This window comes from Janibacter cremeus (genome assembly GCF_029395675.1).
Classification (GTDB): domain Bacteria; phylum Actinomycetota; class Actinomycetes; order Actinomycetales; family Dermatophilaceae; genus Janibacter; species Janibacter cremeus_A.
In genome coordinates, this window is the sequence record NZ_CP115184.1 from 2,138,136 (window position 1) to 2,156,285 (window position 18,150).

The 18,150-nt window shown below is 68.6% G+C and carries 17 protein-coding genes and 1 pseudogene; 10 read left to right on the forward strand and 8 right to left on the reverse strand.

Features of this window, described 5'->3' with window-relative positions:
* Positions 1–47 precede the first annotated feature (47 nt).
* From O9K63_RS10040 to nadE, 3 genes are read left to right on the forward strand one after another with little or no spacing between them, the layout of a single operon-like run.
* Entirely contained in the window at positions 48–251 is a 204-nt protein-coding gene (locus tag O9K63_RS10040) for a hypothetical protein (RefSeq protein WP_277237521.1), read from the forward strand.
* Positions 251–2,230, forward strand: coding sequence for an asparagine synthase (glutamine-hydrolyzing) (gene asnB / locus O9K63_RS10045; protein WP_277237523.1), 1,980 nt, complete (start codon positions 251–253; stop codon positions 2,228–2,230). Before O9K63_RS10040 ends, asnB begins: the two co-directional genes overlap by 1 nt.
* A gap of 10 nt (positions 2,231–2,240) precedes the next feature.
* Positions 2,241–3,221 (forward strand): NAD(+) synthase, encoded by a 981-nt coding sequence (nadE, locus tag O9K63_RS10050; protein WP_277237525.1) that lies wholly within the window; start codon positions 2,241–2,243, stop codon positions 3,219–3,221.
* 45 nt (positions 3,222–3,266) lie between these two features.
* Here nadE and O9K63_RS10055 read toward each other — a convergent pair whose 3' ends face one another.
* Entirely contained in the window at positions 3,267–4,322 is a 1,056-nt protein-coding gene (locus tag O9K63_RS10055) for a phosphotransferase (RefSeq protein ID WP_277237527.1), read from the reverse strand.
* Between the two features lie 206 nt (positions 4,323–4,528).
* Here O9K63_RS10055 and O9K63_RS10060 point away from each other — a divergent pair, with 206 nt between their 5' ends.
* Positions 4,529–5,785 carry a glycosyltransferase family 4 protein gene (locus tag O9K63_RS10060; protein ID WP_277237529.1) on the forward strand — a complete coding sequence of 419 codons (1,257 nt, stop codon included), beginning with the start codon at positions 4,529–4,531 and terminating at the stop codon, positions 5,783–5,785.
* Between the two features lie 218 nt (positions 5,786–6,003).
* Complete coding sequence (locus O9K63_RS10065; protein ID WP_277237530.1) at positions 6,004–6,693, forward strand: right-handed parallel beta-helix repeat-containing protein; 690 nt, start codon at positions 6,004–6,006, stop codon at positions 6,691–6,693.
* On the opposite strand, the gene O9K63_RS10070 is transcribed toward O9K63_RS10065, so the two are convergent.
* The 3 genes from O9K63_RS10070 to O9K63_RS10080 all read right to left on the reverse strand — a co-directional run bounded on the left by O9K63_RS10070 (position 6,690) and on the right by O9K63_RS10080 (position 8,850).
* The gene (locus O9K63_RS10070; protein ID WP_277237532.1) at positions 6,690–7,862 is read right to left on the reverse strand and encodes a PQQ-dependent sugar dehydrogenase; all 1,173 of its coding nucleotides are present in this window, start codon (positions 7,860–7,862) and stop codon (positions 6,690–6,692) included. The two genes, O9K63_RS10065 and O9K63_RS10070, sit on opposite strands and share 4 nt — an antisense overlap.
* A 64-nt stretch (positions 7,863–7,926) precedes the next feature.
* A complete protein-coding gene (locus tag O9K63_RS10075) occupies positions 7,927–8,568 on the reverse strand; it encodes a hypothetical protein (RefSeq protein WP_277237534.1) in 642 nt (213 codons plus the stop codon).
* Positions 8,569–8,583: 15 nt separating this feature from the next.
* Positions 8,584–8,850, reverse strand: coding sequence for a hypothetical protein (locus tag O9K63_RS10080; protein ID WP_277237536.1), 267 nt, complete (start codon positions 8,848–8,850; stop codon positions 8,584–8,586).
* Between the two features lie 114 nt (positions 8,851–8,964).
* Between O9K63_RS10080 and O9K63_RS10085 the strand changes: the two genes are divergently transcribed.
* The 3 genes from O9K63_RS10085 to O9K63_RS10095 are packed head-to-tail and all read left to right on the forward strand — an operon-like array spanning position 8,965 to position 11,592.
* Positions 8,965–10,458, forward strand: coding sequence for a class I adenylate-forming enzyme family protein (locus O9K63_RS10085; protein WP_277237538.1), 1,494 nt, complete (start codon positions 8,965–8,967; stop codon positions 10,456–10,458).
* Entirely contained in the window at positions 10,455–11,183 is a 729-nt protein-coding gene (locus tag O9K63_RS10090; protein ID WP_277237540.1) for a hypothetical protein, read from the forward strand. The genes O9K63_RS10085 and O9K63_RS10090 overlap by 4 nt, the downstream gene beginning before the upstream one ends.
* A gap of 4 nt (positions 11,184–11,187) precedes the next feature.
* A complete protein-coding gene (locus O9K63_RS10095) occupies positions 11,188–11,592 on the forward strand; it encodes a holo-ACP synthase (protein WP_277237541.1) in 405 nt (134 codons plus the stop codon).
* Here O9K63_RS10095 and O9K63_RS10100 read toward each other — a convergent pair.
* The 4 genes and pseudogenes from O9K63_RS10100 to O9K63_RS10115 form a co-directional block, all read right to left on the reverse strand.
* Positions 11,577–13,391 carry an ABC transporter ATP-binding protein gene (locus O9K63_RS10100; RefSeq protein ID WP_277237543.1) on the reverse strand — a complete coding sequence of 605 codons (1,815 nt, stop codon included), beginning with the start codon at positions 13,389–13,391 and terminating at the stop codon, positions 11,577–11,579. The genes O9K63_RS10095 and O9K63_RS10100 overlap by 16 nt on opposite strands.
* Before the next feature lie 52 nt (positions 13,392–13,443).
* A complete protein-coding gene (locus tag O9K63_RS10105) occupies positions 13,444–14,067 on the reverse strand; it encodes a CatB-related O-acetyltransferase (RefSeq protein WP_277237544.1) in 624 nt (207 codons plus the stop codon).
* 101 nt (positions 14,068–14,168) lie between these two features.
* Positions 14,169–15,089 (reverse strand): glycosyltransferase, encoded by a 921-nt coding sequence (locus O9K63_RS10110; RefSeq protein WP_277237546.1) that lies wholly within the window; start codon positions 15,087–15,089, stop codon positions 14,169–14,171.
* A gap of 108 nt (positions 15,090–15,197) precedes the next feature.
* Positions 15,198–15,440: pseudogene (locus tag O9K63_RS10115) on the reverse strand (2-oxo acid dehydrogenase subunit E2); the annotation flags it as partial.
* A gap of 113 nt (positions 15,441–15,553) precedes the next feature.
* On the opposite strand from O9K63_RS10115, the gene O9K63_RS10120 reads away from it, so the two are divergent.
* Together O9K63_RS10120 and O9K63_RS10125 are read left to right on the forward strand one after the other, a co-directional pair.
* Positions 15,554–16,684: a Gfo/Idh/MocA family protein gene (locus O9K63_RS10120; RefSeq protein WP_277237547.1), complete on the forward strand. Its 1,131-nt coding sequence runs from the start codon at positions 15,554–15,556 to the stop codon at positions 16,682–16,684.
* Positions 16,681–17,997, forward strand: a complete 1,317-nt coding sequence (locus O9K63_RS10125; protein ID WP_277237549.1) for a Gfo/Idh/MocA family protein — start codon at positions 16,681–16,683, stop codon at positions 17,995–17,997. Before O9K63_RS10120 ends, O9K63_RS10125 begins: the two co-directional genes overlap by 4 nt.
* The last annotated feature ends 153 nt before the right edge of the window (positions 17,998–18,150 follow it).

Here is an 18,150-nt window from a genome sequence, read left to right on the forward strand (position 1 = left end):
TGCCATGCTTTGGCCACCGGGCTCTCCAGGGGAGATGGGGTTGACGGATGACCGCTGATCAGGATCAGGTACTGGCAGAGTTGCCACTTCCACTCTCGCCCGATGCCGATCCTCATGCTGCCCTGGAGCTGGCCATCGCGATCGAGGACGGTTGCGGGGTGATCCTCCCGGACGAGGCGATCACGGTGGCCCACCTCGGCACCCACAGGTCGATCACCGCGCTGCTGCGCAGTCTCGCCGAGCGCGCCTGATGTGCGGCATCGCCGGGGTCCTGTCCTTCGACTACCCGCCCGAGACCGACCTCGTCGCCCGCATGCTCACGCGACTGCCCCATCGTGGGCCCGATGGCAGCGGCATCTTCCGTGACGAGCGGGTGGCGCTGGGCCACGTGCGGCTGGCGATCATCGACGTGGCCGGCGGTCAGCAACCCATGTCCGTCGATGACGAGTCGTTGTGGATCACCTTCAACGGGGAGATCTTCAACTACCTCGAGCTGCGCGAGGAGCTTGCGACCCTCGGCCACCGGTTCCGTACCGACAGCGACACGGAGGTCATCCTCCATGCCTGGCAGCAGTGGCAGGAGGGGTGCTTCTCCCGATTCAACGGTCAGTGGGCCCTGGCGATCTGGGAGCGGCGCAACCAGCGTCTGATCCTCTCCCGGGACCGCTTGGGGGTCCGGCCGCTCTACCTGACCCGGCACGGTGGCCGCCTCGTCTTCGCATCGGAGGTCAAGGCGATCTTCGCCGATCCGAGGATCCCGAGGACGTTCGACCGTGTGGGTCTTGCCGAGACGATGACCTTCTGGAGTGCCGTCGCACCCCGCACCGTCTTCGCCGGGGTCGAGCAGCTGCCGCCCGGACACGTGGCCATCATCACCGAGCGGACGGAGCGCATCCTCCCCTTCTGGCAACCGCAGTTCCCACACCGCGGGGCCGAGGAGAGCCAGGACCTGGCGCGCAACGCCGGTGACCTGCGCGATCGTCTGATCGAGGCGGTGCGGTTGCGGTTCCTGCGCAGCGATGTGCCGGTCGGGGCCTACCTGTCCGGCGGCATCGACTCCGCCGTCACCGCGGCTGTCATCACGCGGTACACCGACGTACCCCTGCAGACCTTCTCCCTGCGGTTCGCCGACGCGGACTTCGACGAAGGCAGCTTCCAGCTCGCGATGGCGCGACGTCTGGGCACCGAGCACCACCAGATCACGGTCGACGCGCGGGACATCGGCAGGATCTTCCCCGAGGCCGTGCGGCACGCGGAGACACCGATCCTGCGCGCGGCCCCCGCGCCGATGCTCCTGCTGTCCCGGCTGGCCCGGGAGCACGGCTACCGGGTCGTGGTCACCGGTGAGGGCGCCGACGAGGTGCTCGCCGGCTACGACGTCTTCCGCGAGGCACGTCTGCGCGAGTTCATCGCGCGGGACCCCGACTCGGCGCTGCGCGCCAAGGCGCTCGACCTGCTGTACCCGTGGATGGCCCGGTCCCCGGGTCGGGCACCCGCCTTCGCGCGCGAGTTCTTCGGCCGCGGTCTCGATGTCACCGACCCGGCGTTCTCGCATCGACCACGGTGGGACTCCACGTCGGCGCTGCTGGGCATGACCGCGCCGCACCCGGACTGGGCCACCGACGTGGCCACTGCCCTGACGGGGACGATGCCGAGCGCGCACGAGGCCTGGGACCCGCTCAGTCGCGCCCAGTGGCTGGAGATGACGACGCTGCTCCCCGGGTACATCCTTGCCTCGCAAGGCGACCGCATGCTCATGGCCAACTCCGTCGAGGGACGGTTCCCGTTCCTCGACAAGGACGTGGTGGACCTCGCAAATCGCCTACCGAGTCGCCACAAGCTGCTCGGCCTGGACGAGAAGCACATCCTCAAGAAGGCATTCGCCGACCTGCTTCCCGACGAGATCCTCACCCGGCCCAAGCAGCCGTACCGGTCACCGGACGCCGCGTCGTTCTTCGTCGACGGCAGCAGCCCCTGGGTGGATGAGGTGACCGCGCCCGATGCGGTGGCTGCGGCAGGGATCTTCGAGTCGGGTGTGGTCGCAGCACTCATGGCGAAGGTCCGGCGCACGGGCGGGGTCCGGATGAGCAACACCGACAACATGAGAGTTCTCGCGGTGCTGTCGACACAGCTCATCCACCACCAGTTCATCGCCGGTGACGGCTCATCGCCGGCCGACCGACCACCGGCCGAGCCGATGACACTGATCGATCGAGCAGCTCACAGTTAGGGAAATGGACATGGCATCGACATTCGGACCGCACACGCTGCAGATCGACCTGCCCGCAGAGGCCCAGCGGATCGGGGAGCACATCCGGGAGTACCTCGCACGCACCCGCCGCAAGGGGGTGGTGGTGGCCCTCTCCGGCGGGATCGACTCGAGCGTGGTCGCGGCGCTGGCCGTCGACGCACTCGGGCCCGAGCGGGTCTTCGGCATCCACATGCCGGAGAAGGAGTCCTCGGCGCAGACCCTGTCGGTCAGCACCGGCCTCTCGGACGCGCTGGGCATCGCCTCGTCGGTGGAGGACATCACTGCGATCCTCGAGGCCTTCGGCGCGTACGAGCGCAGGGACCAGGCCATCCGCATCGTCTGTCCCGAGTATGGGCCCGGGTACCGCTCGAAGATCGTGCTGCCGTCGGTCATCGACACCGACAGCTACCGGCTCTACTCGATCGTCGTGATGGATCCGGACGGCGGGCAGCAGACCTACCGCCTGACGTCGGAGGCCTACCTCGGGATCGTTGCCGCGACCAACTTCAAGCAGCGGGCACGCAAGGCGCTGGAGTACTACCACGCAGACCGACTGAACTACGTGGTCGCGGGCACCCCCAACCGACTCGAGTTCGACCAGGGATTCTTCGTCAAGCTCGGCGACGGTGCTGCGGACGTCAAACCCATCGCCCACCTCTACAAGTGCCAGGTCTACGCACTCGCCGAGCACCTGGGCGTCCCGGAGGAGATCCGCAGCCGCCCCTCGACCACCGACACCTACTCCCTGCCCCAGTCGCAGGAGGAGTTCTACTTCTCCCTGCCGCACGACCGGATGGATCTGTGCCTCTACGGCAAGAACAACGAGGTGCCGAGGGAGCAGGTGGCTGCGGCCGCCGGGTTGACACCCGAGCAGGTCGACCGGGTCTACCGGGACATCGAGCAGAAGCGTCGCGCGACCGAGTACCTCCACCTGCCCCCCGCCCTGGTCGAGGAAGTGGGGCAGGTGTGATGCGGTCGTCCGTGCGGCGAATCCGGCACTCCCGCCCGGATCGGCTCAGGGGCGCCGCACGGCGCCCAGCGACTCGTGGAGGTGATGGCACCACAGTGCTCGCCGGGCGGTGGCTCCGTTCCCGTCGAGGTGGGCGATGATCGAGGTCAGGATGGAGCGGACGCACTTCAGCTCCATGGCCACGCGCACGAGATCCCGCTCCACCGGCATGCGGCTCGCCTCCTCGTAGGCGGACACGAACTCCTCGACCGTCCGGGGATCCGTGCCCACGAGGACCACTGCGGCGGCTCCGACCTCGAGCACCCAGGGCGCGACCGTGGCGTTGTCGAAGTCCAGCAGCGCGCGCACCCGGAAGGCCTCGTCGAAGACGAGGTTCTCCCAGTTGAGGTCGTCGTGGATCAGCCCCAGGTCAGCCCGACCGACACGGCGGGCGATCGACTGCCCGGCCAGCCACTCGGCCCGGCTCGCCATCTCGGGCAGGACACTGATGATCCATCGCTCGAACGCGGACTTGGCGGGATTGAGCCGCAGGGCATGCAACCTGCGGAACAGTCGCCGGCCCGGCCTGCGGATCTCGGCGAGGCTCAGCCGTGGCAGGGTGAGCAGCCGGTCGGCCTCCCCCCTTCGCGAGCCCGCTGCACCGAGCTCCTGCTGAGCGCTGACGAGGTGCATCCTCCCGACCAGCATGGCCAGCTCGCTGGCGACTCCGGGATGGCGAGCAAGCAGCTCGTCCCGCTCGCCGATCGCGATCTGGCGACCGTCGACCCAACCGTGGAGGGCGTACTGCACGGCGCCGTCCTCGACGAGCGTCGCCCCCGTGAGCGCGCGGCACAGGGGGGCCACCGGGAACCCGACCTCGGCCAGGCGCAGCTCCAGCGGGTGGGACAGTGCGAGCCGCTCGATGCTCCGTGCCGAGGTGTGGCCCTTGAGCACCCACTCACGGCCATCGGCACGCACCCGAAGACCGGCATGCCGGCCGGCGCCCGAGACCACGGGGGCGATCGACTCCAGCGATGCCGGCGGGAGCCCGAACCGTGCAAGGACCCGATGGATCTCGGCCTGGGGCGCCTCCTGGCTCCAGAACGACCGGGGAACCGTCATGCCGCAGTCTAGGCACGTCATCACGTGTCGGGGCGATACCCGCACGGCCAGCCCGGGAGGACCCGCCGCGTGCCGCGCCGTGTGCGCCCACCCCCTGCGGCTCGGGCCTTCCGCGGGGTGTCCCGGTGCTCTAACCTTGGGTCAATACTCGGGATCCGTCGACTTCTCGACGCATCCTCGGATCGACTGGGTCGAGCGGGGGCGACATGGTCTCCATCGTGCACGGGGCCTGCGCCCCGCACATCGTGATCATCATCCAGAACCTGCCCTTTCGTCTGGACCGACGGGTGCGTACCGAGTGCCGGGCGCTGCACGAGGCCGGCTACACGGTGAGCGTGATCTGCCCGAAGGAGGAGCCCCATGAGGCCGACCTGCACCGGATCGACCAGGTCGACGTGCACTCGTACCGGGCCTTCGAGAGTGGTGGAGGCACCTTCTCCTACGTGTGGGAGTTCGCCAGCAGCTTCCTCCACACGTCGCGGTTGAGCCTGCGCATCCACCGCACCAAGCCCTTCCGGGTGGTGCAGGCCTGCAACCCTCCCGACACCTACTGGCTCCTGGGCGCCCTGTGGCAACTGCGTGGGCGTGCCTTCGTCTACGACCAGCACGACCTGTGCCCGGAGGTCTTCGAGGCCCGCTTCGGCCGCCGTGGACCCATGCACTCGGCACTGCTCTGGCTGGAACGACAGACGTACCGCGTCGCCGACCGGGTGATCTCACCGAATCCCGCCTACCGGGAGATCGCCGTGCAGCGGGGTCGTGTCCCCGAGCACCGCACGAGCGTCGTCATGAGCACTCCCGATCCGGATCAGATGCGCCGTGGGGACCCCCACCCGCAGCTGCGCGGCTCGCTCGAGCACCTGGTGTGCTACGTGGGGATCATGGGGCCGCAGGACGGCGTCGATCACCTGCTCGAAGCCATCGATGTCTTCGTCCACGACCTCGGCCGGAAGGACACCCGCTTCGCCTTGCTGGGGTTCGGGGACAGCCACGAGGCACTGCGCGCGGAGTGCACGGCCCGGGGACTCGATGCCTGGGTGACCTTCACCGGACGGGTGGACCACGAGGAGATCGGTAGGTGGCTCTCGACCGCGGACGTGGGTGTCACGCCGGACCCGCCGAGCGAGTTCAACCATCGATCGACGATGAACAAGACCCTCGAGTACATGGCCCACGAAGTGGCAGTCGTCGCCGTGGACCTGCGGGAGACCCGACGATGCGCGGGCGAGGCCGCCGTGTACGTCTCGGGGACGGACCCCCGGGAGGCAGCGCAGGCGATCTCGGACCTGCTCGACGACCCTGCGCGCCGGGGGGACATGGGGCGCATCGGTCGAGCCCGGATCGAGCACGAGCTCGCGTGGGCCCTGCAGGCGGAGGCATACGTCCGGGTCTTCGACGACCTGACGGCGGCCCGGCACGGCCACGACGCGGCCGACCGACCTCGAGGGGCGCTGCGCCCATGAGAGCAGCGCCGGCGCCGCGCCGCGGTGGTGCGGCCGGGACACGGCCGATGGCTCTCGTCGTGGCCCTAACGTCCGCCTGCCTCGCGGTCAGTGGCTGCACGGAGGCGGGCCCCGGGACCGGCGAGGGAACCACGACCGACCCATCGAAGACGGCTGCGTCCCCGGAAGAGCCCGAGTTCCCCACCGCGAGGACGACGGGAGTGCCCCAGGGAGTGAGGTTGACGAGGACCGACACCCTGACCATCACCAAGGACGGCACCGTGGTCGACGGCCGCCGCGTCGACGGCCGCATCCTCATCGAGGCGGACGACGTGACGATCCGCAACACCTTGGTCAGGACGCGAACCAGTCTCTACCCCATCCACGTCGCCAACGACACGACCGGCGCCCTCATCGAGGACGTCGAGGTCGACAACCGGGGTGGTACCGGCATCGGTGTCTACTTCCAGGGCAGCGGCACGCTGCGTGGCGCGGACGTCCACTCCGCCAGCGACGGCATCCGGATCGAGGCCGACGACGTGACCATCGCCGACTCCTTCATCCACGACCTGCGCCGCCAGCCCGATGGCCACCACGACACGATCCAGCTGCGCAGCGGTGACGACGTCACGATCACGGGCAACACCCTCCAGCCCTACGAGGAGGCGACGGACGACCCGATGAACGCCGCGATCCAGATCGGTTCGCTCTCCGGCGACGACCGGATCACCAATCTGGTGGTGAGCAAGAACCTGATGAACGGCGGAAACCACACCATCAACGGGGGTGGGCGGGGCGAGGTCGAGAGTGCCCGCTACAGCGGCAACGAGTTCGGTCGCGACTGCCGCTACGGCCCCGCCGGCAACATCGAGAACAGTGTCTGGGAGGACACCAACGTCTGGCACGACACCGGCGAGCCGGTGCGTTAGGTCCTCAGCCGCACGATGCGGTCGTCCGAGGGCGCGGGGTCGCCTCGGCCGTCGGTGTTCGAGGTCACCACCCACAGGCCCCCGTCGGGAGGGATGACGACGGCACGCAGGCGTCCGAGGTCAAGCTGGTGCGCGCGGGGCTCACCCACCTCTCCGTCCGGTCCCAGCGGGACGTACCAGAGCCGCTCCCCCATGAGGGCGCTCAGCCACACCCCTTCGTCGGTGACCGCGATCCCGGAGGGTGAGGCCTCGCTCGTGGACCACGTCACCAGCGGGTCGATGTACTCGTCCTCCCCCGACCAGCCCTCGATGTGGGGCCAGCCGTAGTTGCCGCCCTTGGTGATGCGATTGAGCTCGTCGAACTCGCTGCTGCCGAACTCGGAGGCGTACATCGTCCCGTCGCTGGTCCACCCGATGCCCTGGACATTGCGGTGCCCGTAGCTCCACACCTCGTTGTCGAAGGGGTTCCCCGGCGCCGGCTCCCCGGCGGTCGTCACGCGCAGGATCTTCCCCGCGAGACTCGAGGTGTCCTGCGGCAGGTCGAGGTTGCGGGCGTCCCCGGTCGTCACGTACAGGTAGCCGTCCGGACCGAACGCGAGTCGTCCCCCGGCGTGCTGCTCGTACCGCGGGATACCCTCCACGATGACCTCCGGTGCGACGAGGGAGTCGCCCTCGAGGTCGTACCGCACCACACGATGGTCCTTGTCCGTGGTCATGTAGAGATAGACGCCGTCGTCAGGGCCGACGGCCAGGCCCAGCAGCCCGTCCTCGCTCTCGTGCTGCACGCCCGGCACCTTCCCCCCGGTGCCGCCGGCATCGAGCGTGACGGTGCGGTCGCCGTCGAGGCGGATCACCTCGGCGGGGTCCCGGAGGGTCACCAGGGCGGACCCGTCGTCGAGGAAGTCCACGTCCCACGGTGTCTGCAGCCCGGAGGCAACGGCCTTGCCGACCACCACCTCGTGCGCACCCTGGGACGAGCTCGACGAGTCGCCGTCCGTGGGCTTGGTGGTGTCGACGCTCTCGCTGGTGGAGCTGGTCCGTTCCGGAGCCGGTCCCCCGCGTGGTTCCTCGTCCGAGGAGAACTGGGTGCAGCCGGCGGCGAGCGCCACCACGAGGACACCGATCACACCGCGTCGGGCTCGGCTCAGGCGGTTGACTCGTCGCATCATGACCTCCCCCTGGACTGGAGGCAATCGCACCGCATCCCCGCGACAAAGTCAACGTTTGGTCAGGTCACGGTGCCCCCGCCCCACCGGGGTCGTCTGACTGATCGTGCTCGAGGGCCCTGCGGTCAGGTCCGCGACGCCGCAGCCAAGCCACGAGGTCGTCGACGAGGACGGTCAGGAGCAGCGACAGGGCCACCCCGATGGCCCCGACCATCACCGCGTTGCGCCGTGCGCCCTCGACCACGTCCCAATCAGACGGCGTCTGCAGGATCTGCATCACCGTCCGTGCTCTGGGTGACACGCCCGCGGCCGCCTGTCGCTGCGCCAGCTCCTGCCGGGCCATCGCCAGGACCGCCTCACCGGTGGCCACGCTTCGCTCCCGGGAGTCATCCACGACCGCGACGTTCAACAGGTCGCTGTTGTCACGGGCCTCGATCAGGTAGTCGGGGTTCAGGCCCAGCCGGGCGATCGCAGCGCGGCTGCGCCCGTTCGCGAGCACGATCGACAAGGCCTGGGTCGTGTCCTCGATGCTTCCGTACGGCCGGTCGGTGGGCGGATCGCCCGGCACAAGAATGGCTGTGGCCGACGTCTCGTACTGCGGGCGCACCCCCTCCTCGACCCGCAACGCGGCCATGACGGTCAGGATGACCAGGGGCAGAAAGACGTACCAGCGACGCAGGACGGCGCCGGCACCACGTCCGACATCCATGCCCGCCCCCTTCGCTCACCTCTGCGTCGCGCCGGCGCGCTTCCGGGTCACGAAGCCAGTGATGTTCTCGATGCTGTCGAGATTCGCCGGGACCGTCTCGTGGTCGGCAACCGGCACGTCGAGGTCGCTCTCCAGGAACTCCACCAGCTCCAGGATGCCGGTCGAGTCGACCACCCCGCTCTGCAGGAGGGACTCGGAGTCTCCGGGCATCTTGGAGGTGTCACCGAAGAGGAAGTTCGCCACAATGAACTCCCGGACCCTGATCTGCACCGCTTCGTCCATGCCAACCTCCAGCGCTCTCCCCCTCGGCCCCCTGCCGCTGGCGGGATAGTCACGCTACCCTAAAGAACCACGCTCGGACGGGGACGGGCACGTGCTTTCGGGGGAGGATCGACAGTGACCCAGAGCGGGGCCAACGTCAGCCAGTATCTCCTGGGGACCGGTCGGCCGGAAGACACCGCCGTCATCGATCGCAACGGCGCGCACACCTACGCCACGCTGCGGCAGGCAACGGCCGCGCTGGCCCGGGTCATCGCCTCCTGGGAGCTGGCTCCCGGCTCGCGGATCGGGCTGCTCAGCCGCAACTCGCTGTTCTGGGCGGCCTCGTACCTGGCCATCATGCGCGCCGGACACGTCGCGGTGCCCTTCACCACCTCGCTCACACCGCAGGACGTGCTCGTCAAGGCGCGTTTCGTCGACTGCGACTGCTTCCTCGTCGACTCGGGGCTGTGGCGGACCTTCGGACCGGTCCTGGAGTCGGCCACCCACCTGGCCGACGACACCGTGCTGCACGAGCCGGCCCGTCCCGGCGGCGAGGCGGTGAGTGCGGTTGATCCGGACGATGATGCCGTCCTGATGTTCACGTCAGGTACCACGTCCGCACCCCGCGCAGTGCGCGTGAGTCACCGCAACATCCGAGCCAACACGGACTCGATCATCGAGTACCTGGCGCTCACGGCGCAGGACCGGATCCTCGTCGTCCTGCCGTTCTCGTACTGCTACGGGGCGTCGCTGCTGCACACGCACCTGCGGGCCGGGGCCAGTGTGTCGATCTGCGACACCTTCGCCTTCCCCGAGACGGTCATCGAGGCCATTCGCCGTGACCACTGCACCGGCTTCGCGGGGGTGCCCTCCAGCTACCAGCTGCTGCTGCGTGCCAGCTCCTTCGAGAGTGCCCCCCTGCCGTCCCTGAGGTACCTGCAGCAGGCCGGCGGGCGCCTGCCGCAGCCCCAGATCGATGCCGTGGCCGCGGCCCAGCCGCACGCCCAGCTGTTCGTGATGTACGGCGCGACGGAGGCTACCTCGCGAATGTCGTATCTCCCTCCCGATGTGCGCCAGGAGCGCCGGGGCTCGATCGGTCGGGGGATCCCGGGTGTCAGCCTGACCGTCGTCGACGACGAAGGAAAGGCCGTGGCCCCCGGCGTGGTCGGGGAGATCTTCGCGCGCGGGGAGAACGTGACCAAGGGGTACTGGAAGGATCCCGAGGGGACGGCCCGGACCTTCGTCGACGGCGGGCTGCGCACCGGCGACCTGGCCCGTGCCGACGCCGACGGGTTCATCTACGTCGTCGACCGCAAGTCGGACTTCATCAAGTCGTGGGGCATCCGCGTCTCCAGCCGGGAGGTCGAGGACGCCGTGGTCGCCCTGCCCGGGGTGGCCGCGGCCGCAGCGGTCGGCCGGCCGGACGACGCGGCCGGCGAAGCCATCGTCGTGTTCTACGCGTGCCCCGAGGGCGTCGACCTGACGCCCGAGCAGGTTCTCGCCCACTGCCGTTCGACCCTGGCCAAGCACCTCGTCCCCCACGACGTGCGACGGATCCCACAGCTCCCACTCAACACGAACGGCAAGATCCTCAAGTCGCAGCTGAAGTCATTGGCCGCCACCCCATGAGCGCGCCCTCGTCCGCGGAACTGCTCGCAGTGGGTCGGGCACGGGTGTTCTTCGCCCACCAGTCGGTCGGCGAAAACATCCTCGCTGCCATCCCCCGGGTCTACCGGATGCGGCAACTGTCACCCCCGAAGGTCAGCGAGCTCGCCGACTCCGGGCCCGAGGACCGTCTGGTGCACACCCGGATCGGACACAATGGCGACCCGCTCGGCAAGATCGCGGAGTTCGACCGCCTGATCCGCCAGGGCCTCGGCGACAGCGCGGACGCCACCCTCCTGAAGCTCTGCTATGCGGACGTGCGCGACACCACCGACGTCCGCGGATCCTTCACGGCCTACCACGAGACCATGGCCGCGCTGCAGGTGGCGTACCCGGAGGTCAGCGTCCTCGTGGCGACGGTCCCCCTCACGACACCGCGCAGCGCGAGGGGGAAGGTCAAGCAGTGGCTCGGCCGGGGGGACCGGCACGGACCGGAGCACAACGTCGCCAGGGAGCAGTTCAACTCGCTCCTGCGTGCGGCGTATGCCGGGACCGGACGCCTCGTCGACATCGCCGCGATCGAGTCCACCGGCCCACGCGGCCGACGTGTCACCAGCCGGCACCGGGGTCGGACCTGCCCCGCTCTCGCGCGCGAGTACGCCAGTGACCACGGGCACCTCAACGAGGCCGGCGGTCTGGCAGTCGCCGGCGGCATGCTCGGCGTGCTGGCCAGCGCCGTGCGGGCATGAGCCGATGCCCATCGTCGGGGTCGGCACGGACGTCGTCGACGTGCACCGCATTGCTCGTCTGGTCGACCGGGACGGCCATCGCTTCCTCTCGCGATGGTTCCGACCGACGGAGGTGGGCCCCCCTTCGCCGGTAAGGGTCCCCGCCCACCACATCGCCGCCCTCCTCGCAGCGAAGGAGGCCACCTTCAAGTCCCTGCGGGTGTCGGGCTCCGGTCCGGTGCCGTGGCACGACATCGAGATCATCCACCACCCCGGGCACCGAGGAGCGACGGTCCGCCTCCACGCGAGCTTGCACGGGCTCGCGGCTGCTGCCGGCATCTCGGGCTTCCACGTCTCGATGTCGCACACCAGCGACTACGCCACCGCGTCGGTCCTGGCCGTCGCAGGTGAGGGTCACGACTCCGTCTGACGCTGGGTGATCTCGTTGACCTCCCGGAAGAAGGCGCTCTCCTCCATGAGGTCGGCCTGGGTGCCCAGGGCCGAGACGCGCCCGTCGACCATCACCACGATGCGGTCGCACACTGTCAGCGTCGAGAGTCGGTGCGCGACCAGGATGGTGATCGTGTCCCGCTTGATCTCCCGCAGCGACTGCTGGACCAGCTCCTCCGAGCGCACGTCGAGGGCACTCGTCGGTTCGTCCAGGACGAGCACCTCCGGGTCCTCCGCGAGAGCCCGTGCCAGACAGATCCGCTGGCGCTGGCCACCGGAGACCGCGCTGGCCCGTTGACCGATGACCGTGTCGTACCCCAGCGGCCACGACATGATGTCGTCGTGGATGTGCGCCCGACGTGCCGCCACCACCACCTCCTCGTCGGTGATCCAGTCACGGTGGAAGACGATGTTCTCCCGGACCGTCCCCCAGATCACCTGCGAGGACTGGGGTACGTAGGCCACACGTCTCTGCCAGTCCGCGCGCCTGACCGCGCGCACGTCCCGGCCGTTGACCACCACGGCCCCGGCCCGTGGGTCGCGCAACCGGAGCAGGACCTGCACGATCGAGGACTTGCCGGCTCCCGAGGGACCGACGATGCCGATGGCCTCGCCCCGCCGGAGCTCGAAGCTCACGTCATGGAGGACGTCGGTGTCCCGCTCGTACCCGAAACAGACGTGCGCCAGCCCGAGACTGTGGATCTCCTCGAGCCCCTCGGGGCCATCCTGCTGGGGACGACGGCGATAGCGTTCAAGGGCATCGGCGATCTGGTTCATGAAGGGCACGCGCTCGTCGATGGTGGTGATGGCCGACTGGATCTGCTGGGCGTAGGTGAGCGCGCGGATCAGCAGCAGGATGACCGCCGCGAGGGCAGCGAGCTCGGCGGTACCCACCAGCCCGACTGCGATGAGCGCCACCACGAGCAGCAGCAGCGCGACGCTCTGGTAGAGGCCGGGGAGGCCGACTGCCATGAACCGCGTGCGGATGTACGGACGGCGCACCGCCTCCACCTGGTCCCGGAACGCGTCGCGGAACCGGGGCGTCGACCCGAAGACCTCGGTCTCCTCAGCGACCTGGACCACTTCCTGGACGGTGTTCGTGAAGGACATCACCTCCCTGCTCAACCGTTTCGCGTGCTTGCGCAGGCGACGCGAGAGCGGACGGAGCGCGACGAACAGCGCCAGCGAGGCCGCCATGAACACCGCCGCCGCCACGAAGTTCTGCAGGAAGGCACCGACGGTCATCGTGACGAACATGATGGTCGCGGTGATACCGAGTCCCAGGTTGATCGCCGTCAGGCCCGTGTACGAGGCGTTCTGCATCATGAGGTTCTGGAATGCGCCGTCACGTTCCCGCGACTTCACCGACCAGGCCGTCGACGTGAAGGACTCGAACAGCTGGATGCGCAGGTCGGCCAGTACCTGGGCGCTCATCCGTGCCGGGATGTAGGCGAGCACCAGCTGCAGGCCCGCACGCAGCAGGGCCATCCCCACGGCGACGGCAAAGACCGTCGAGCGCCCCATGTCCACGGACAACGGCCCGAACTGCTGGGTGATACCCCCGCCACCCTCGGCAAGACCGACGGCCATCGACGCGATGAGCATCAGCAGGCCGGCCTCCACGAAGCCGGCCAGGATCGACACGACGACGATCGATGCGAGGAGGGGCGTGGATGAGCGGAAGAACGGAGAGAGGCGGCGCCATGCGCGGCGCAGGCGCACCACGCTGTGGACGGGCCAGATGCGCTGCCACCCCGCGCGTGAGGCGGTCTCACCCACCGTCGCCCCCCGTCTGTGCTGATCCCTCGTGTGAGCGGTCACCGGAGCCGTCTCAGGCTCCGGCGTCGTACGCGTCGATGAATCCCTGGATGTCCTCGGACATCATCAGATCCAGTGACGCCACGATGCGCTCGTCGCTCCAGTCCCACCACCTGATGCGCAGGAGCGCCTCGATCTGCTCGGGGGTGAACCTGAATCCCGCCACTCGCGCCGGGTTCCCGAGCACGATGGCGTAGGCGGGCACGTTCTGTCGGACGACGCTGCCGGCCCCGACGATGACACCGTCGCCGATGGTCACGCCCGACAAGATCACCGATTCGTGGCCGATCCACACGTCATTGCCGATGATCACGTCCCCGCGCGCCACCGTGTCGCCGCGGACGGGTTCGTACCACTCGTTGAACGGCGGGTACTTCCCGAACCGGTACGTGGTGACGAAGTCGGCGCGGTGCTCTCCGCCGAGCAGGACCTCGGTGCCGAAGGCGAAGGAGCAGAACTGTCCGACCTCGAGCACGCACCCCGGTGAGCGATTGGCGATCCGCAGGTGCCCCCACGAGTAGCGTCCGATCTCGAACTGCGCCAGGTCGGGTCGCTGGTCGAGTCGTCTGGCCGGCGGGTAGAAGAACTGCCGTCTGATGCGACCGAGCCGTTCTCGCGCTCCCCCACGAAGATTCATCGGTTCCCCGTCCATCCGCGCAGGTCTGGTGACACCTGCGCTCTTGTGCGTCCCCACCATGGCCCGTTCACGGCACGGGGCCGCTGCGAGTTCAGCGCAGTCTAGCGGCGCGTGTGGTCGGCGTCACGTGCCCGGCCCCGGCCATGGGGACGTCGAGTCCGCAGAGCCAGGGCAAGGACGTACCAGGCGGCGGCATACCGGTGGTAGACCTCCCCCACGACGAATGCCGCCCGTGCCCGCGGCGTCAACAGCTGCGGGGCGCGCGCCCGCCGGAGCGCTCCCAGGGGCGGGACGAGCGACCGCGGAGACGGCCAGGGGGCCGCACCGGTGGCGCCGTCGAGACGGTCCCGCTCGTGTCGTCCGACGATCACCCGTCGCAGCTTGGAGTTGAGCGCCTGGTACGAGTCGCGCGCGGGATGGTGGACCACGGCAGCCTCGCAGTACACGGTGCGGGCGCCGCGCACGTTCGCTCGCTGTGACCACTCGATGTCGGCACCGGAGTACAGCTCCGGGCGAAAGGGGCCGGTGGCCTCGAACACTGCTCTGGTGGTGGCCATGTTGGCCGTCACGCAGGCGCCCCCACGGTCGACGTACACCGCTTGGGGGAAGGCGTGCACCAGCTCGTGGGCCTCGACCGGGTGCGGCCGGCGGTCATCCTTTGCGTACACCGCCACCAAGCCGGCGACGACCCCCGCTCCCGTCCCGATCGCTGCCACGACCTCCTGCAGCCAGGTCGGCTCGGGGACACAGTCCGCATCGGTGAAGGCGAGGACCGTGCCGCGGCTGGCGAGGACGGCGGCGTTGCGGGCTGCGTAGGACCCCCCGGAGGGTTGGCTCACGACGCGCACCTCGGGCCACGGCGCGCAGAGGTCCTCCACCGATGCCGCGCTGCCGTTGTCCGCCACGAGGATCTCCACGCGGTCCGCGGGGTAGGTCTGTCGCCCGAGCGCCTCGAGGCACCGGGCCAGCCGCGGGTCGTCACGGACGGGGATGATCACCGAGACGCGCGGCTGGTTGTCCATCCGACCATCTTGGGGCCGGGGGACGCCGTCTTCAACCAACGTGCTCATGTCACGCTCCGGTCACATGCGGTTAAGTGGTCGAGCGGCGCCCCTCGCGTCCGTCGGCGGTCAGGCCCAGAGGAAGGCCGTCCCCGGATCGTTCAGCAGTGCGGCGACATCGGCGAGCAGCTTGCTGCCCAGCTCACCGTCGGCGAGCCGGTGGTCGAAGGAGAGCGCGAGCTGGGTGACCCAGCGCGGCTCGATCGACTCGCTGCCATCGGCACCAGTGACCACCCACGGCGCGCGCCGGACCGCACCGAAGGCGAGGACGGCGGCCTCGCCCGGGTTGAGAATAGGGGTGCCCGACGAGATCGGCCGGATAGGCTGAGGCTGAACGCCGATGAGGCGCTGCACCATTCGGGCACCTCAAGTTCTCCATGCCCGACCACGTCAAGGGACGACTCCGAGGCTGTAGCGTGCCAATCGTGAATGGGTTCTCGTCCCCGCCCCGGATGACGACGCAGTCTTTCCCGTTCCGCTGGGCGATCTTGGGCACCGGAGGGGTGTCGCGCAAATTCGTGCTGGGCCTGCGCTCCCTCGACGGTCGAGCCCGACCCGAAGTCGTTGCCTCGCGCAATCCCGAGAATGCGCGACGTTTCGCTGCTACCTTCGACGTCCCCCGCGTGGCGAGCTACGCCGAGGCGTCTGCGCACCCCGAGGTTGATTTCGTCTACGTCGCCACCCCACCAGTGACACACGAAGAGCACGCCATGATGGCGATCGACGCCGGAAAGCCTGTGTTGATCGAGAAGCCGTTTGCCCTCGACGCGGCCGCCGCCCGACGGATCGTGGAGCGGTCTCGGGATGAGGGTGTGTTCTGCATGGAGGGGATGTGGACACGCTTTTTGCCCCTGACCGTGCAGATTCGGAGACTGATCGAGTCAGGAGAGCTTGGCGAACCCCGAGCGTTCGAAGGAGGGTTCGTTGGTAACAACGAGCCCGATGGCTCGGTCGGTCTCTTCGATCCGGGACAAGGTGGTGGCGCGTTGATGCACCGGGGGATCTACCCCCTGTCACTGGCGCGGCACTTCTTGGGCCCAGTGGCGACCGTGCGCTCCTCTGGTCGGATCGGCGCCACCGGGGTGGACGAGGACTGCAGTCTCGTGCTCGAGCACGAGACTGGTGCCATTTCGACCGTGCGTGCCGGATTGCGGGCAGCAGGCACGAACCGCGCGACGGTGTACGGCTCACGGGCCACCGTGGAGATCGGCGCTCCGATCTATCGCCCATCCCATGCACGCATGATCTCCGCGCCACCGAGCCGGGACGGGACCTCTCCCCGAGGACGCGGGAGGTTTGACGCCCTTCGCGAAGGTGGGCTCGCCCAGGGCACGAACCAACGGCTCGGTCGATGGAAGGAGCTCGTCCTACCGACCGGTCGAGGGATCTCTGCACGGTTCTCCGGCAACGGTTACGGCCATGAGGCCCACGCAGTTGCCCACGCTGTGACCCAAGGGTGGATCGAGCACCCAGTCATGCCCCTCGCCGAAAGCATCGAACTCATGGAGACGATCGATCGAGCACGCGCGCAGTGGTGGAAAAAGGGGGATGGATGATGAAGATAGGCGTCGTCGGTTGCGGCTATGTGTTCGACCATTACATGGCGACGTTGGACCGCCATCCCGATCTCGAAATTGGTGGAATCGCCGACCGTGACGCGGTGAGGCTGAAGCGCGCGACCGGCTTCTATGGGCTGCCCGCCTACCCGAGCGTGGCGGCCCTGCTGGACGATCCGTCCATTTCCATCATCGCGAATTTCACCTCGATCGAAAGCCACTATCTCGTCACCAAGGCCGCACTGCAGGCAGGTAAACACGTCTACTCCGAGAAGCCGCTTACAACAGACCTTGCGCAGGCGGAGGAGCTCATGCGGCTGGCCGACGAGGCAGGACTGCATCTGAGTTGTGCGCCGTCTAATGCACTCTCGGACACATCACTGACCATGTGGAAGGCAGTGGTGGACGGGGCCGTCGGGGACGTGCGAATGGTCTACGCCGAGTTCGACGACAACCCGATCTACCTCATGAGCCCTGACGGGTGGCGCTCACGCTCGGGCGCACCGTGGCCCTACTTGCACGAATACGAGATGGGTTGCACGTGGGAGCACATCGGCTACCACCTGGCGTGGATGTGCTCCATATTCGGACCCGTCCGATCGGTCACAGCCTTCTCCAAGGTAACGGTCCCAGACAAGACCGACCAGCCCCTGGACCCCGCTGACACACCCGACTTCTCGGTCGCTTGCCTCGACTTCGAGAGCGGGGTGGTCGGTCGTGTGACCTGCTCGATCGCGGCCCCGTACGACCACCGCATGCGAATCATCGGGAACAAGGGGATGATCCACGCCAACACCTATAGACATTATGAGTGCCCCGTCTACTTGGAGCCCTTTACGAAACTAAGCCTGAATGCTCGAAAGTCCCGTTCCGTGCGTACGAAAAGTTGGGTGCAGGCGCCCTTCGGGGTCGGTGGCCGGCGGGTACCGCTGGCCTCTGCATCTGACGGGGACGCTCCCGGGTCCCGCGGCTGGAAGGGACGGTGGCGGCCCCGCGGTGCTCTCCAACGGTGGAAGCGCCGTGAGCTCGGACAGCAGGACAAGATGGTCGGGATCGCCGAACTGGCAGACGCTGTGCGGAGCGGGCGCACGCCCTTCCCCGGGCCCGATTTTATCGTTCACCTCACCGAGTTGACGTTGGCGGTCCAGCGCGCGGGTCCCGATGGTGCCAGTCAGACCCTGAAGAGCCGATTCACGCCCGTGGAGCTCCCGGCAAAGGTGACCCAGACGGCTCCCGATTACACCCGGTACGCCCAGCCCGGTCCCATGGCTCGTCACGCAGGCGCGCTCCTTGACCGGATGCACCAGCACTGAAGCAATCGGTCGAGCGGCGCCCCTCGCGTCCCCGTCGGCGGTCGGGCCCAGAGGAACGCGGTACCCGGGTCATTCAGTAGCGCGGCGACGTCGGAGAGACCGCTCCTGATCCAGAGCGCATCTCACTACGGCCCGGTGTCCGACGGGCCGTAC

What these genes read in the sequence shown, in the direction of transcription:
- O9K63_RS10040 (WP_277237521.1), top strand. Translation starts at nt 48, where the DNA reads ATGACCGCTGATCAGGATCAGGTACTGGCAGAGTTGCCACTTCCACTC.
- asnB (WP_277237523.1), top strand. Translation starts at nt 251, where the DNA reads ATGTGCGGCATCGCCGGGGTCCTGTCCTTCGACTACCCGCCCGAGACC.
- nadE (WP_277237525.1), top strand. Translation starts at nt 2,241, where the DNA reads ATGGCATCGACATTCGGACCGCACACGCTGCAGATCGACCTGCCCGCA.
- O9K63_RS10055 (WP_277237527.1), bottom strand. Translation starts at nt 4,322, where the DNA reads ATGACGGTTCCCCGGTCGTTCTGGAGCCAGGAGGCGCCCCAGGCCGAG.
- O9K63_RS10060 (WP_277237529.1), top strand. Translation starts at nt 4,529, where the DNA reads ATGGTCTCCATCGTGCACGGGGCCTGCGCCCCGCACATCGTGATCATC.
- O9K63_RS10070 (WP_277237532.1), bottom strand. Translation starts at nt 7,862, where the DNA reads ATGATGCGACGAGTCAACCGCCTGAGCCGAGCCCGACGCGGTGTGATC.
- O9K63_RS10075 (WP_277237534.1), bottom strand. Translation starts at nt 8,568, where the DNA reads ATGGATGTCGGACGTGGTGCCGGCGCCGTCCTGCGTCGCTGGTACGTC.
- O9K63_RS10080 (WP_277237536.1), bottom strand. Translation starts at nt 8,850, where the DNA reads ATGGACGAAGCGGTGCAGATCAGGGTCCGGGAGTTCATTGTGGCGAAC.
- O9K63_RS10090 (WP_277237540.1), top strand. Translation starts at nt 10,455, where the DNA reads ATGAGCGCGCCCTCGTCCGCGGAACTGCTCGCAGTGGGTCGGGCACGG.
- O9K63_RS10095 (WP_277237541.1), top strand. Translation starts at nt 11,188, where the DNA reads ATGCCCATCGTCGGGGTCGGCACGGACGTCGTCGACGTGCACCGCATT.
- O9K63_RS10105 (WP_277237544.1), bottom strand. Translation starts at nt 14,067, where the DNA reads ATGAATCTTCGTGGGGGAGCGCGAGAACGGCTCGGTCGCATCAGACGG.
- O9K63_RS10110 (WP_277237546.1), bottom strand. Translation starts at nt 15,089, where the DNA reads ATGGACAACCAGCCGCGCGTCTCGGTGATCATCCCCGTCCGTGACGAC.
- O9K63_RS10125 (WP_277237549.1), top strand. Translation starts at nt 16,681, where the DNA reads ATGATGAAGATAGGCGTCGTCGGTTGCGGCTATGTGTTCGACCATTAC.